This window comes from Methanococcoides vulcani (assembly GCF_900111645.1).
Classification (GTDB): Archaea; Halobacteriota; Methanosarcinia; order Methanosarcinales; family Methanosarcinaceae; genus Methanococcoides; species Methanococcoides vulcani.
Genome location: NZ_FOHQ01000005.1, coordinates 136,735 through 151,993, shown reverse-complemented (window position 1 = coordinate 151,993; position 15,259 = coordinate 136,735). Strand labels below are relative to the sequence as shown.

General features: G+C 42.4%; 12 protein-coding genes. 4 read left to right on the top strand and 8 right to left on the bottom strand.

Annotated elements, in window-relative coordinates:
* Positions 1–3 precede the first annotated feature (3 nt).
* The 3 genes from prf1 to BMX02_RS08635 all read right to left on the bottom strand — a co-directional run bounded on the left by prf1 (position 4) and on the right by BMX02_RS08635 (position 4,140).
* Complete coding sequence (prf1, locus tag BMX02_RS08645; RefSeq protein ID WP_091690284.1) at positions 4–1,248, bottom strand: peptide chain release factor aRF-1; 1,245 nt, start codon at positions 1,246–1,248, stop codon at positions 4–6.
* 168 nt (positions 1,249–1,416) lie between these two features.
* Positions 1,417–2,367 carry a 4-demethylwyosine synthase TYW1 gene (gene twy1 / locus BMX02_RS08640; protein WP_091690323.1) on the bottom strand — a complete coding sequence of 317 codons (951 nt, stop codon included), beginning with the start codon at positions 2,365–2,367 and terminating at the stop codon, positions 1,417–1,419.
* A 114-nt stretch (positions 2,368–2,481) separates the two neighbouring features.
* Positions 2,482–4,140 carry a DNA-directed DNA polymerase II small subunit gene (locus BMX02_RS08635; RefSeq protein ID WP_091690283.1) on the bottom strand — a complete coding sequence of 553 codons (1,659 nt, stop codon included), beginning with the start codon at positions 4,138–4,140 and terminating at the stop codon, positions 2,482–2,484.
* A gap of 234 nt (positions 4,141–4,374) precedes the next feature.
* On the opposite strand from BMX02_RS08635, the gene BMX02_RS08630 reads away from it, so the two are divergent.
* Positions 4,375–4,929 (top strand): signal peptidase I, encoded by a 555-nt coding sequence (locus tag BMX02_RS08630; protein WP_091690282.1) that lies wholly within the window; start codon positions 4,375–4,377, stop codon positions 4,927–4,929.
* A gap of 83 nt (positions 4,930–5,012) precedes the next feature.
* On the opposite strand, the gene BMX02_RS08625 is transcribed toward BMX02_RS08630, so the two are convergent.
* Positions 5,013–6,263, bottom strand: a complete 1,251-nt coding sequence (locus tag BMX02_RS08625; RefSeq protein ID WP_091690281.1) for an ORC1-type DNA replication protein — start codon at positions 6,261–6,263, stop codon at positions 5,013–5,015.
* An 877-nt stretch (positions 6,264–7,140) separates the two neighbouring features.
* On the opposite strand from BMX02_RS08625, the gene mfnA reads away from it, so the two are divergent.
* The 3 genes from mfnA (at position 7,141) to BMX02_RS08610 (ending at position 11,315) form a co-directional block, all read left to right on the top strand.
* Positions 7,141–8,277: a tyrosine decarboxylase MfnA gene (gene mfnA, locus BMX02_RS08620; RefSeq protein ID WP_091690280.1), complete on the top strand. Its 1,137-nt coding sequence runs from the start codon at positions 7,141–7,143 to the stop codon at positions 8,275–8,277.
* Between the two features lie 531 nt (positions 8,278–8,808).
* Positions 8,809–9,912: a CBS domain-containing protein gene (locus BMX02_RS08615; protein ID WP_091690279.1), complete on the top strand. Its 1,104-nt coding sequence runs from the start codon at positions 8,809–8,811 to the stop codon at positions 9,910–9,912.
* A 17-nt stretch (positions 9,913–9,929) separates the two neighbouring features.
* A complete protein-coding gene (locus BMX02_RS08610) occupies positions 9,930–11,315 on the top strand; it encodes a TraB/GumN family protein (RefSeq protein WP_394328888.1) in 1,386 nt (461 codons plus the stop codon).
* Positions 11,316–11,328: 13 nt separating this feature from the next.
* Here BMX02_RS08610 and BMX02_RS08605 read toward each other — a convergent pair whose 3' ends face one another.
* From BMX02_RS08605 to BMX02_RS08590, 4 genes are all read right to left on the bottom strand, one after another.
* Positions 11,329–11,928: a transglutaminase-like domain-containing protein gene (locus tag BMX02_RS08605; protein WP_091690277.1), complete on the bottom strand. Its 600-nt coding sequence runs from the start codon at positions 11,926–11,928 to the stop codon at positions 11,329–11,331.
* 95 nt (positions 11,929–12,023) lie between these two features.
* Positions 12,024–12,917, bottom strand: coding sequence for a formylmethanofuran--tetrahydromethanopterin N-formyltransferase (gene fhcD / locus BMX02_RS08600; protein WP_091690276.1), 894 nt, complete (start codon positions 12,915–12,917; stop codon positions 12,024–12,026).
* A 247-nt stretch (positions 12,918–13,164) separates the two neighbouring features.
* On the bottom strand, positions 13,165–13,566 hold the full coding sequence (locus tag BMX02_RS08595) for a DUF3795 domain-containing protein (RefSeq protein WP_091690275.1): 402 nt from the start codon (positions 13,564–13,566) through the stop codon (positions 13,165–13,167).
* Between the two features lie 88 nt (positions 13,567–13,654).
* On the bottom strand, positions 13,655–15,247 hold the full coding sequence (locus BMX02_RS08590) for a hypothetical protein (RefSeq protein WP_091690274.1): 1,593 nt from the start codon (positions 15,245–15,247) through the stop codon (positions 13,655–13,657).
* Positions 15,248–15,259 lie beyond the last annotated feature (12 nt).

Genomic DNA, 15,259 nt, shown 5'->3' with positions numbered 1-15,259 from the left:
ACCTCAGATGCCTGTGTTGAAACGCAAGATAGCGACGATACCACCAAAAGCGTTCAGAAGCTGTGCACCCTCTTCAAAATCAGTGGAAATGAACTCTACCGTGGTACTCATCTGGTCACACATTTCGGATAGTTCATCCACAACATCGACCTTCTCCACTACCTCAAGATAGGAACCACATTTCGGGCAGTTACCAAGACTTGTCTTCGAATCACCAGGCTTGAAATCCCTGGTGGTCTTTTTCTCATAATCGCAAGACGTACACCTGACGGTCTCCCTCTCAGCTCTTAGGTCTTCTGATACGAGCATTATATCGACAGCACCTATCAGGAGGTTCTCACGTACGTTGTCCTCACCATAGGTCGCTTTGCCTGAATCCGATACCAGTTCCTTGAAGAACTGCTGCATCAGTTTCTTCTCTACCATGAGATCAAGGTCCTCAAGTCTTTCACTTGCCGCGTTCACAAGTTCTGAAAGACCGGACTCATCTGTATATGCTACATCGAAAAGCCCAAGCATCTTCTTCTCTATCTCATGGTGGAAGAAATGACCGGACTCGAACTCCTCTTTTGTTGGTGAAGGACCACCAACAAGCACGCCTTCAAAGTCCTTCTGGTCAACTGTGAGGAAGACCTCACTTGCTGCATCACCGATACGCTTGTAGAAATCGTGTATGGCAATAAGTCGAAGCTGCTGGAACCTGTGGGCACTCTGTCCTCCTTTCCTCTGTTTACCAGGAACGGTTGAGGTCAGGTTACGATATGGTTCTATGTGCTTGCCCACCAGAAGCCCTACTGAGGCCTCACGCCTGTCAAGGACGAGCAGACCATAGGTCTTTGCTTCCCTTAACATCTCCTCCAGCGGGTCAAGGTAGAATGAAGAATCACAGTGATACCTGTATGTAATAATAGGCTGTGGAGGCTCAATGATAGTTGTCTCCATATTTGTCTTGTTGGCTCCGATATCAACAGCGCCTGTGAAATAGACGATACCGTTCTCAGGGACTGTCACATACCTGAGTCTGGACATAATGGATTCTATGGCACCCTGCACATTTGTCTTGGTCAGCTTGGATTTGATGTTGGAAGCCTGACCGTGCTCGGTCTTGAGCTGTGCAACCACATCTGAAAGCTGCTTGTCAGGGGGAATATACAAGGAGATCAGTTCAGTACCACGACCTCGCTTATTCCTTAACGATTCCAGTTTCTTTTTAAATTCATATTTTTGATGTGAAGATTGGTCAGCCATTGTGGGAATACTCCATAATAAGGATCAATTGGGATTATAGATGCGTTGAGCATCTTGATGATCATGTTCTGCATACAGAACATGGATGCTATTAGCTAAATGGATGTATCCTATGTAAACAAGGATATAAATATAGATTGTGACTGGCCAGAAGCCAGAAACTCAGCTTCAGTCAAGATAGCTAACTTTACCGTCCTTTGAAAGCAGTGCGATGCGGCTTACTTCCACTTCATCTGCAATGCTATATCCAAGATGGTCAGCAAGTTCTTTTGCAAAACTGACAACTTCCTCATGTGAAGGCATCGCTTCACGAGGAAGGCGACTTCTGGAAAAACCAAGGTGCATATACGCCTTGACCTCAACGTAATCCGGATCTGCTATCTCAATAAGACGTGCATAACCTGCCGGATCGATCATGTTCATACCCTTTACAAGGGTTATGCGTATTGCTTTGCGGTTATTCTTCTTTCCGAGTATTTCCAGCGACCTGTTGATATTGTCCCATAGTTCAGCGGATTTCGGCTTGCAGACCTTTTCATATGTTTCCCTGTCAGGAGCATCAAGGCTCATGTATAATTGGGAAGGTTCGATCCTTTCCATCATATCAGGAACAGTACCGTTGCTTACAACAAAAGTGGTAAAACCCTGTTTCTCGTACTCTTTCACAAGTTCAGGCAGATACGGATACAAGGTCGGCTCCCCTGAAAGTGAGATAGCAACGTGTTTGGGCTGGTTTGCTTCCTCCCAGCGCTCCCTTGGTGCTGAGCCACCAAATCCAGATATTAATTTTCGCTGTGCATTGATCGATGACCCCACTATTTCCACTGGAGAATCCCAATCTTTCGGGAAAGATACCTCCGCTTCTGTAGGCCTCCAGCAAAAAAGACAGCGCTGGTTGCACCTCAAAGTAGGTGTCATCTGCAGACAACAATGCGAAGTGATACCATAGAACCTGGACTTATAACAGTCACCTTCTCCTTTCATGGAACGACCAAGCCACAGGCAGGTCTTTACAGCAGAATGGGTACCTGCCAGACTATATCCCTGCTTTTTCAGCAAGGCCTCAAAGTCAGGTATTTCAGGAATTGTCATAAGTTCTTCCTTCTCTTTCAGTGACATCTGGTGCATACTTTCCTGTTGCACTATATATAGTAATCGGATTTGAAAAAGAAGTGATCATCTTTTACCATGGAACAGGAATAAGATCAACTTTCCATAAGTTTCAGAACTATTTCAGAAGTGCAGGAGGGTTGTCCTGAGAGTTGAAAGGTCCACAATCGGAACCTGTGCAGGTGTTGGCATCACATTTACCATCTTCTGGAACTCTGTCTGTGACTGCCATGTACCGGAATTTATCGCAAGGACGTTCTTGTATCTTCCAATACCTATGGTATGCACATGACCACAATGGAGGATATCGGGTATTGGATCAATTACAAAATGGTCCTGTTTTTCCGGTGCAATGGAAACCCTGCTTCCATATATAGGGGAAAGATGCCTGCGCTTTAACATCTCTATCATGGCCTTTTCAGGCTCCTGATAGGAAACTCCCGGAATCGATGCCACCAGGTCGTCAATGGAACGTCCATGATACATCAGTACCTGAACACCGTCAAGGTCCACCAATGCGGGATTTCCCACAAAAGTGATCCTGTCCTCAAAAAGGGAGGTTATACGTTCAGGAAAACGGGGCTGTGGCTCTGCCTGACGGACTGCATCGTGGTTCCCAGGTGATATTATTATCTGAATATGTTCCGGTACCTGACTGAAGTATTCCGCAGCCTTTGCATACTGATCATAGATGTCAAGAATGTCCAGCTCATGTTCCTGACCCGGGAAAATTCCAATCCCATCGACCAGATCGCCTGCTATCACAAGGAACCGGATATCTTTGGAAAGCTCTTTCATTTGATCATTGTCACACTTTCCATTGAGAAAATCAAGGAAACTGCACCATTCTTCTTCAAGGAATGTCGAGCTTCCGATATGAACATCAGATGTGAACACCGCTTTGCCCCAGGTACCTTCCCTCCTGTGTGAGATATTCGGAAGGTCCGGGAGGATTATCTTCTTTGCCACAATAAGGCTGCCATCATTGGTAAGGGAACCTGTGATACCGATAACCTCGTCCAGAATTATCTTGCTGGCCTCTTCGAACAGATCTTTCTCCGCCTGATGCACAAGTACCAGAAAAGAACCTGTGGGATCTTCCAATTGCAGCATCTTATGGCCATTTGCAGTACTCCTTACCTCGGATACCATTCCAATGATAGAAACTTCACTGTAATCACCGCCTCCGCTCCGCTTTAAGCCACCTCCGTGCTTGCGGTTCCTGTTAAGGCTCTCAATTGGTCTGGCAGTTATCCTTCCACGGATCATATCACTAAGCTTGCTATACCTGTTCCTGAAATACTGAACAAATTCCATATATTCGCCAACACACGTTGACATGTCCGTGATATCGGACATGATGCTGATGTTGTTTCCATTAACATTGCCCTTGGAATTAGAATTTGCATGAATGCTGGTATTTAATGATCTGTCAGTTCCATATCCAGATGGAGATGAAAATGAAGGTGACGCTGATACTACTGGATTTACAGGTGCTTCTACCGAAGTAACCTCTGAATTCTGCGAAATCTGTGAACCAGGATGTGAAGAAGCCTCTGAAGTTGTTCCGGAATCAGCTTTCTGGCTGGTCGGATATTCAGATTCAAAGGACGGAAGATCAATATGTTCGATTTCAATAACAAAGACCGACTCATCGATATGCTCAAGGATGTAACAAACCAGGTCCTTTGGTGAACTGTGAGATACTATCAGCTTTACAGCTTCAGGGCTGATCTGATACCCGGCTTCTAAAAAAGCTTCCTGAACATTGATCTCTTTCATTATTGGACCTGAAATGTCATTTGTTTGCAAATTGTAAGCGATTTTACAACTGATCAACAATTTGAATTCTATTTTTTGTCTTTGACAGTTTAAGCTTTAGTAACTAAGTTATGTAATTCTTGTATCAAACTCTTGTATCAAACAAAAGCATTCCTATAAAATAAATAGGCTACGTACTGGATGCTTCAATACCAAATTTTTTAACTAATCAGATGCTATTGTTCAAAAGATAATATGGACCTAAAAGCCTCATTCCAGACATTCAGAACAAGTGATAAATTCTGGATATCCCTTTCAAGGGACATTCTTTCTGTAATTCTGGCCGTTCTGGCATTTGCAGTCATTTCCCAGGCGTTATTTGGGATGTGGACACCTATGGTTGCTGTTGAATCCGGAAGTATGGATCCACATATGAAGATCGGGGATATAATTTTCATCGAAAGCATAGACAGGACACAGATAATGACCAATCAGGATGCTACTCCGGATTACATATCCTTCGAAAAGGAAGGTGATGTTATACTTTACCGCCCTTACGGACAGGAAGGTGTCACCCCGATCATACACAGGGCCATGTACTTTGTTGAAGCCGGGGAAAGTATGTGGGAAGGCGGTCCGATCGCACCACATAGTGGTTACATCACTAAAGGTGATAACGAAAGGACAAACATGTACTATGACCAGCAGGGTCAGATAAGTTATCTTCAACCTGTAAAAGAAGAATGGATCATTGGAGTGGCAAGATACAGGATACCATATGCAGGGCATCTCAGGCTCATGCTTTCATGATGTTTCCTGTCGTTAATGCCTTTTGATAAATGAGATCTTATTTTCCTTTCTTCTTCCTTTTTGAACAAAAAGTGTTTGATGCATCACAGATGCATCTGTGCTGTGATCACCGGTTTGAATCCCGCAAGCATTCCAAGCCTGTAATCCTCAAGGAGGACACGGCGTGTGCTTTCGATAGGCACGCTCAGGACGATCTCTTTTGTTCTTCCATAACGTCCTTTGCTTACAACTACTGCATTAAGAATACCCAGCATATCCAGTTCCGAGATCAGGTCAGTGACCCTTCTTTGCGTCAGGATGTCCATGTCCACATTCACACACAGTTGCCTGTAAACGTTGTACACTTCGCCTGTGGTGACATTCCTGTGTCCGTTGTTCCTCAAAAGCATGACACTATAGAGAGATAACTTTGACTGTGTAGGTAAAGTCCTGACAACTTCAACGATACGATCTATCTCGATCTTTTCCTGAGCCATTCTGACGTGCACTTCACCAACATTTGTTTCGTTCTCACGTTCGGCAAGTTCGCCGGCAACTCTCAAAAGATCCAGTGCACGCCTTGCATCACCATGTTCCTGGGCTGCAAAAGCAGAACACAGAGGAATTACCATTTCGTCAAGCACCTCTTCTTTGTATGCAATGGATGCTCTTTGTCTCAGGATGTCGCTGATCTGTTCAGCATCATAAGGAGGAAAGATTATCTCTTCTTCCCCAAGGGAACTTTTTACCCTTGGATCAAGGAATTCCGTAAATTTCAGGTCGTTAGAGATACCGATCATACTTACCTTTGCGTTTTTAAGATCAGTATTGATACGAGAAAGATTATACAAAACGTCATCACCTTTCTTTACCAGTTTATCGATCTCATCAAGAATAATTATGATAACCTGCTTTTTTGAATCAATAGCTTCTTTGAACTTTGTGAATACCTGGTCAGTAGGCCACCCGGTCATAGGGATATCTTCACCAAAATGTTTGGCAAGGTTCGCCAGCAGCCTGTACTGGGTATCGATAACTTCACAGTTGAGATATAACACTGAACAATCAATATTGATATTATCACTTTTTGTTTCAAGTTCAATACCAACATAACGTGCAACAGCTGTTTTACCAGTACCTGTTTTTCCATAGATCAGGATGTTGGATGGTGTGTCTCCCCTAAGCGCTGAAACGAGAATCGTAGCAAGAGTGTTTACCTGTTCAGTTCTGTGAGGAAGGGATGCAGGAGTATATGAAGGTCTCAAAACTTCTTTGTTCTTAAAAAGAGATTCATTTTGTAATAAGTCCTCAAATAATCCATCTAATGATTTGTTCTCCACTTTTAAACCTTCCATATATTTAGTGTAATGACAAACAGGATAATAGATCTAAATAATAGACAAATTTCGAAATGATCAATATGATGGTAATTGATCTATTCTCCCGTATTGATTTTATTGTATTGACAATAATGATGATTTTTTAGTTACATTGAATGATGTTATTGAAAAGAATCTTACGAAACCATATTCTCAATAATTCATCAAAAAACAAAATATTTGATGAATTATATCTAAATGTGAATTCTTTAATTCTCCACCCGATGCAATGGAAGTGTACCTTATTAATACTTGTGGGTATAACCCCTTTGTTTCCATTCCAGCTCTTTATAAATTTAAGTTAATAATAAAAGAAACAGGTTCTAATGAAGAATCTTAGTTTTGTTGTTAAAACTTTTATTTATATAGATTTTGTTTTTGAAGCTTTCATTTGGAGCTAGACCCCTCTGTTTCTCATGGAAATTATATAAAGGAGGGTGACCCTATGGTTTCGACTGGAGTGCAGAAAAAAATAAGAGAACATATTTTTTATTATGTTAAAAAAACAGGGTGCTCCAAATATAAGAGTAATAGGTAATAAAGGTTTCTCAAGGAAAAGATAAGAACACGAAAATTAAGCTTAATATTCCAGTCGAAATGATGGGGTGACCCTCTACTGCAAAAAAAATGTAAAAAAAGATAACAGCAAAAATATAGGATATGTAACATCACAAAATAGGAAACTAATAATGAAAGGTATATTAAAAATTTAAAGGAATACTCTTTTTTTAATTTATAACATCTTCACGTGAACAATGCTAACAAAAAGATATAATTGAAAGCACCATCACTATTATCTCATTTTGAACAAAATCGTTTTAAGCAGGTTATATGTTCTACTAAACGAGAATTCATGGAAGAAACCGGACTATCCAGAGATGAGATACTCTCTATTTTAAAAAACGCTAAATCAGCAGATACCAGTTATGATCGTGTTCTAAGTTCTATGTGTACTTATCCACATGAAATTGCAGTTTTAGCACATACCCAATTCATTGAAGCTAATATGGGAGATCCTGGTCTTTTCCCTGGAACTTATGATCTTGAAAAAAAGGTCCTCAAGATGTTCGGTTCTCTTCTACACCATAACAATGATCCTGAAGAATGCGGTTATTTAACAACTGGTGGAACCGAATCTAATATACAGGCTATCAGGTCCATGGTAAATTCCCGTCGTGATGTCAAAAAACCAAATGTTGTAATGCCGGAATCTGCCCATTTTTCTTTTGACAAGGTCGCAGACCTGTCAGGAATAGAAATAAGGAAAGCTTCACTTGATCATTTTCTGAAAGTTGATCTTGGATCAGTAAGATCATTGATCGATGAGAATACAATAGGTATTGTTGGTATAGCAGGAACAACAGAATTTGGTCAGATAGATCCTATTGAACAACTTTCAGAGATCGCTCTTGAAAAAGGTCTTTTTTTGCATGTGGATGCTGCATTTGGTGGCTTTGTCCTTCCATTTATGGGTTTGGATTATCGTTATGATTTTGAGGTCGAAGGCGTAACTTCAATGACAATTGATCCTCACAAGATGGGATTAAGCACCATTCCTTCAGGTGGATTGATGTTCCGTGAAACTGAATATCTGGATGATCTTGAGATACATACTCCATATCTCAGTATCAATAAACAATATTCACTTACAGGTACCAGAAGTGGTGCAGCAGTAGCTTCAACATATGCCGTTATGAAATATCTTGGAAGAGAAGGTTACAGGCAGGTGATCGATCAATGCATGGAACAAACAGAAGATATCGTTGCAGGTGCTAAAGCGCTTGGGATCGAACCTGTCATTGATCCTGTCATGAATATTGTAGCGTTTCAGGTTCCGGATGCCGATAATATCAGAAAAAGATTACTTGATGAATTCGGCTGGCATGTTTCCATAACACGAAAACCCCGGGCTCTACGCTTGGTCATCATGCCTCATATTAATAGTAGTACGATCGAACTTTTTCTGAATGATCTTGAAAAACTGATCTGATGAACAGATCAGCTTATTTTTGATTCAATTTTCAGTTCCATTCTATTTAATTTTAGTTTAAGTTTTAAAATTGCACGGATTGAGGGGATGGTTCGATGGCACCTAGCCTTGAAACTTGTAAAGGCGTGTGTCCATCGAATCCGTGACTAATACTACCTATGACGTGAGCATATATACTCTTAAGCCAAGCGGGGTGAAAGTATTATTACAAAAAGTCATGCTAGCATTCATGCTAGCGCCTGTTGATCAGATTATCCTGACAACAATACTAATAATAAAATCAATATTGTCGAATTGATTCACTTGCTACTGATCATTGATCAGCAAATTGACTAACATGATCCTAAAAATACTGCTGGAACATAATACTGACTACAAGTACTAATTAAAGGTACTAACTAAAAATACTGATTAAAAGTATTTATTAAAGGTATCATCAAAGTAACCTAAGCAAGTTATTGACCGGAAAATAAGATCACTAAAAGTGTTGACCAGATAATACTAAATATAATAAAGCTAAAATTTGAATCTATGGCAAATTCTTTCAAAATTGGAACAATTATCGGTATCCCTATTAAGATACACATAACATTTCTTTTAGTTCTTCCATTTTTTACACTTGTTTTTGCCATGAATCCGGCACCGTATGGCTTCAGTGATGTAGTGCCGGTAGTATTGAGATACGCCTTATCTTTTTTGACAACTATACTTCTCTTTGGTTGTGTTCTGCTTCATGAGCTGGGGCATTCTTACCTTGCAAAGAAGTATGGTGTAAAAATCACAGATATAACTTTGTTCCTGATAGGGGGTGTCTCCTCCATGGAGGAGATCCCGAGGGACCCGAAGCAGGAAGCAAAGATGGCCTTTGCAGGGCCTTTGGTCAGTTTTATTATCGGAGGCTCATTGCTACTGCTCAATTTTGCAGTAGCCGGTGCTGTTGCTTCGTTTGCGGATTCGGTCATATTCAGGCTGGTACAGATGTTAGGTGCCATCAACATTGTCCTTGGTATGTTCAACCTGCTCCCTGCTTTTCCTATGGACGGCGGACGAATACTTCGTGCATGGTTTGCAAGGAAGATGCCTTACATACAGGCAACCCACGCAGCAGCAGCTGTCGGTAAGATGTTCGCATTCCTGCTGGGAATGCTGGGTCTGTTATCAAATCCCTGGAATCCCTGGCTTATCCTTATTGCTATCTTTGTTTACATGGGAGCATCAGGTGAGGACCGTTCCACAGCTGTTACAGTGACCCTTGAGAAAGTACCTGTCAGTGAAGTTATGACAAAGGATATTGTCTCGGTAGAGCCGTCATTGACGATTGATGATCTGACCCAGTTCATGTTCGAAAAGAAGCATATGGGATATCCTGTGATAGAACACAACACTTTAAAAGGTATCATTACATTTACAGATGTACGCAAGGTAATGCCTCTGGACCGCTACAGTGTACTGGTGTCCGATGTTATGACAAAAGATATTGTAACGATACCAAAAGAGGCGACTGCCGCAGATGCTTTTAAGCTGATGGTCTCTAACAACATTGGCAGGGTATTGGTGGTCAATGAAAATGGTTCTGTGTCTGGTATCCTTTCCAGGACCGACCTGATGCATACAATGATGTTATTGAACGAGTGATGTAGAAAATGGACAGTATGACCTACAAAAAAGCAGAAGAGAGGCCGGATGATCAGGTCATAACGGATTCTCAGAAAGCTGCTTCTAATTATAATTACGATACGGTATCGGGTTCAACTTATTCAGGCCAGGGCGATGCAACTTTTTCACAAACGCCTTCTCTTATTCCCATGATAAAGCAACCGGATTCTCTTCAGCCTACTCCCCAGCCTTCCCAGATAATCATCGTGGGAACGGCACATGTTTCGGAGAAGAGTGTCAATGAGGTAAAAAGTACCATTGAGCGCGAGAAACCCGATATAGTGGCTGTAGAGCTTTGCAAAAGCAGATATGATTCACTGAAAGGTGAAGTTAAGGATTCAGAGATACCCATCAAGGATATTCTAAGCGGTGGGAAGATCTACTATTTCCTTGTACACTTGCTGCTTGCCTATGTGCAGAAGAAGATCGGGGATGAGATGGGTGTCCAGCCTGGCGCTGAGATGATCGCTGCCATCGATGCTGCAGAAGCCAGTGGGGCAAAAATAGCCCTTGTTGATCGTGATATCCAGCTGACCCTGCAGCGTTTCTGGAGCAAGATGGGATTCTTTGAAAAACTGAATATCGTTGTAACTCTTGTTGCTTCTGCTTTAGGGATCGGCTCTTCAAAGAACATTGATATTGATAACATCACCAATCAGGACATGGTTACCATGCTCACAGATGAGCTGCGTGCTGCATCTCCGAATGCTGCCGCTGTTCTGATCGATGAGAGAGATGCTTACATTGCAGGAAATCTCGTCAAGGTTGCCAGAGGGGGCAACAAGAAGATAGTTGCAGTTCTTGGTGCCGGACATAAGACAGGGGTTGAGAAATATCTCAAGGATCCAAAGTCCATACCTCCAATGTCCTCACTTACCGAGCTTCCACAGAAGCGCTTCAATTTCATGAAGATCATTGGAATTGGTATTGTCGCTCTGGCTATTGCAACCTTCCTGCTGCTGATAATGTCAGGTACACCGATCGAGCTGTTGCTTCTGGCTTTTGGCTGGTGGTTCATCATAAACGGAATCTTAAGTTCCATCGGAGCTGCTCTTGCAAAAGGACATCCGTATTCGATCATCACCGCTTTCCTTGTAGCATGGCTTACATCCCTGAATCCGATGATGGCGGCAGGATGGTTCGCAGGATTGATGGAAGCTAGACAGAGGAATCCTACTACTGCAGACCTTAAGGAAGTTGTCAAGCTTGAAAGTTTCAAAGAGCTTCAGAAAAACAATTTCTTCCGTGTGATCATGGTAGCTGCATTTGCCAATATTGGAAGCACCATAGGTACGTTCCTTGGTGTTTATGTTATGGTGCAGGTGACAGGTATCGATCCAAGGGAAGTGATCGGTGCAGGTCTTATGGCGATAGGTCTTTGAAATGACCTATTGCTCATGATCTTTTGAATGATGGTTTTTGTATCAGTGGGATGTCAGGAAGATTTTCCCAGACATCTTCATAATTATCATATTTTGTCAGCACATCAACAATAACAGGTAACGGATCACCCCATATCTCCGGGAGGTCAGCTTCGCCTTCGACCTTAATTTCGTATGCAAGTGTCTCTTCCGGAGGGTTGAACTGTGCATCAATACTTTTCTTATTTCCTCTTGCATCGATGCGATGCCAGCCGATCTCAGGCAGGTAGACAGCATTTAATCCGTGAAGACAGAACGGTTCACCATTTTCATCCCTGCTCAAACGTTGGTAGCAAAACCCCGTGGGAATTGAGCTTGCTCTCAATAAAGCTGCCAGAAGATGGCTTTTTGCATAACAATAACCAGTACCTGCTTCCAGTACCTCCGAAGCTTTCAGTGTGATAGGGTTCATGCAGTGATCATGACTGTGGTAGATCTCATCCCTTACCCATTCAAAACAGTTCCTTGTTATTTCGACAGGGTCATCCAGTCCAAAAGCAAGTTCCTTTGCAAGCTTTTTGACTTCAGGATGATTCCAGTCGATCATCTCGGTAGAACGTAGGTATTCCTGCATGGTCTCACCTGTGAAATTCTAAGACTTAAATGTTAATGGATTTAGTAAAAATTCCTGAAAGAAACCTAAAATAGAAAAGAGAAAAAAGGACGACCTTATAAAAGGTCGTGCAGGTTGAACTTGTGTGGTCCGAGGTTTCCACCGTAGTTACCTGCGGTGATCTTCTTGACACCTGGAACTGCTACAGCTGCTTCGATACCTGCTGCCATTGCTTCGTTGATAACATCTGCGTCTACACCGTTAATCACGATCTCATAAACACAGTTGACATCTGCAGGGATCTCTGAACCTTCGACCTTATCCTTGATGCTTGGGCAGAACTTCTCATTAGCTGTTGCCTTGAGGAACTTGTACTTGTTTGCTCCTGCCTTGGAACCACTTGCAACGATTCCGCCTGGGAATGGTGTGACTACACCCTCGACAGCCTGGATAGAATCAACTGCATTTTCTGCTGCGGTAAGAGCGTTCATCTGTGTGTCTGCGAAAATGAAGAAGTTTCCACCTGCAATAGCTTCTACTCCACCAATGGAATCCTCTACAAGGAAGTCACCCTCCATCATTGGGATCACGTGCATCTTGCGGTCGCCGACCTCTTTCTGGGATTCTGTTCCATCTGCGAAGTATCTGAGCTTGTTTCCGGTGTCGAACTGCTTCTCTGCATCAGGGAGACCGTTGAACACTGCGGTTGTTGGTGCTGTCAGGATACACTGGCCAATGCGCTCCAGAAGCTGTCCTTCAAGTGACTTGTATCCGAAGGTGTAGATCTGTATGTAAACACCTGGTCTGCCGTCTGGTGTCTCACTACCGTCTACGTACATCTCAATGCCGGCTTCAGCAGGGCATCCAATGACGGATGTTCCGAACCCGGTTGCTTCCTGAGCTGCAACTGTTGCCCAGCGCATTGTTGCGGCTGTGATCAGTACACGTGCCATTTTGATTGGAAAGGCCTCTGCGAATGTATCTTCGATCTCTACTCCGTTAAGTTCCATTAAAAACACCTACATAATTGATTATTTAGTATGGATTAGAAGACTATTACAATACATATATGTTATGTCCATAGCGATAGACAACATATTTTCAGGGAAGAATTTGAAAAAAGCCTTATTTGACTGCAATGAATATCGGTTTGAAAGATTAAAAACTGTGCCTTTACACAAAGTATATGCAATAATAGTAAATTTTGCAAATTAGAAGTTGGCAGAAGTGTTGATGAATGTTAATTATTCACAGATCTCACTCTTTCTTTTTACCACAACTATGGCAATATCCCTTATGTACACAAATAGTACCTCCACATTCAGGACAGGTCCATCTCGTCTTTTCATTTTTCACAAATTCTTTTAAACCAAATTTTTTGATATATTCGAGATTTTCGATCATGCTCATATTGTATTTGGTTCGATACCTTTCATCTAAGTGTTTCAATCTGCTGCAGGGGAACTTTTCACACTCAAAACAGAATTGTGCCCTGCCATTTTCAAAAGTAGGACAGTGCTTGATCTGTTTGCATTTGGAGCGAGTAACATCTAATCCTCTACAGCCGGGGCACTTATTTTTATCTCTCAGGTAAGCCATGCAAATGCCACAGTTCATCCCACACGGAGCGATAAGTGAGAGGTCGTTCGGGGATTTCATAGTATTATACTATTTTATTTTTAAAGGCTATACATGTTCTGTTCGACGTCCGGACATTCCAGTAGTCTTAAAAAGGGTCAGGCAGGAGTCAGTAAGTTTTCCCGCCGTATTCCTTTAAAAAAAGCTGGTAGAGCTTATCCTCACCTGTCTTGTATTCCCCAATATCCATCACAGCATCCTGTATCATGATGGCAGCTTCATCGTATTTTTCTATCCTTGAAAAAGCAGTTCCAACTGCACTGATAGCTGCTGGGAGTTCAGAACGCATTGAAGAGATACATATCTCCTGAAGTGAAACGATGACCTGCCGGACCATTTCATCTGCCCTTTCATCTGATCCGTCCTTAAGGGCTGTAATTCCAACTTCTTCGAGCTCTTTTATGACCCTCAGGGTTTCGTCTCCAAGATGCTCACGTGAGGCTGCAATTCCAAGGTCACGCATTGCCCAGGTTACCTCTAGCCCATCCCTATGGGACATGAATTTACCCATTCTCCTGAAGGAGTCCATCAGTTGTTTGAAGGCTTCCTGCCTTTCGTTGCCTTCCAGTCTCAGGATCCGGGTACCAATATCACGCATTGTAAGCACGATCGACCTGGTGTAGGTCGTATGTTCCTTGTTTGCTGCTATCCTTGCAAGTTCCAGCATTTCTTCGTTGACTGCTGTCATTGTGGATGAGTCCCCTGAAAATGCAGCGTTGTCACCTATCTCTTTGAACAGGACAAGCCCCTTTTCCACTGTAGCTTCCTGTTTCAGGCTGGCAGCTGATCGTGTAATATCTCCTGTGGCTCCAACGAACTGGCGCTGTATATCCATTGTGTGTCTTCTTTTTGCTGCTGCGAAAAGAGACCCGATAGTCGCAATTGAAGCAACAGCACCAGCCTGGCTTCCATGGTTTGAAGCTGACGTTCCGATAGCTCCTATGGAATTGATAATAGTTTTTGTTGCCTCACCATCCTTTTCCAATGCGATGAACCCCATTTCAAGCAAATGTGAATTCATATGCCTGGTAATTTCAGTGGTGTCCTTTGAACCTGTCATGAGGTTCTGCGCGATCGTTGTGATCTTTTGCAATCCTGTTCTGAATTTATCTTCATCATCTTCCCTGATAGCGCATCGAATACTATCAACAGCCGAAGATAATGGATCATCTACATCTCTTGATGTGCTTTTTGTCGAAATCTCTATCAGGTCGTAAGCGGTAACCTTGCCCAGCATATGATCGAACTTTTTCACGATGGATTCGTTATAGAGATTCTTTGTTAGGGTAGAACCAATAAAGCCTAGGATCACAGCAACTGCAACTGCAGCTCCCAGTAAGGAGGGGTTATGGAGTTCCAGCAGGTGGGCTACGGAAATTGTAAAGATCGTTGTGCCTGTTATGAATGAGATCGTATAGCCGGATGTCTTTCTTTTTGAGCTTTGCCAGAGAGTAGTTGCCCACAAGCATCCAAAGAGAGCAAGAAGCATACCATCGGTGGCGATCTCTGGTGTAACCTCAGCTGTCAACAGTGCTGCTATCACTGCTATCTGAACTGAAAAAGCTCCTATAGCAAGATCTGAACCGATACCTGAAAGGCTCATTTTCAGATTGTGACGGATAATGATATCAAAGAAAAGGAAAGCTGCTGTCAGACCTATTACCATGGCGGTATCGATGATCGTGGTGAGTAGAATCTCCATGTTATCACTATC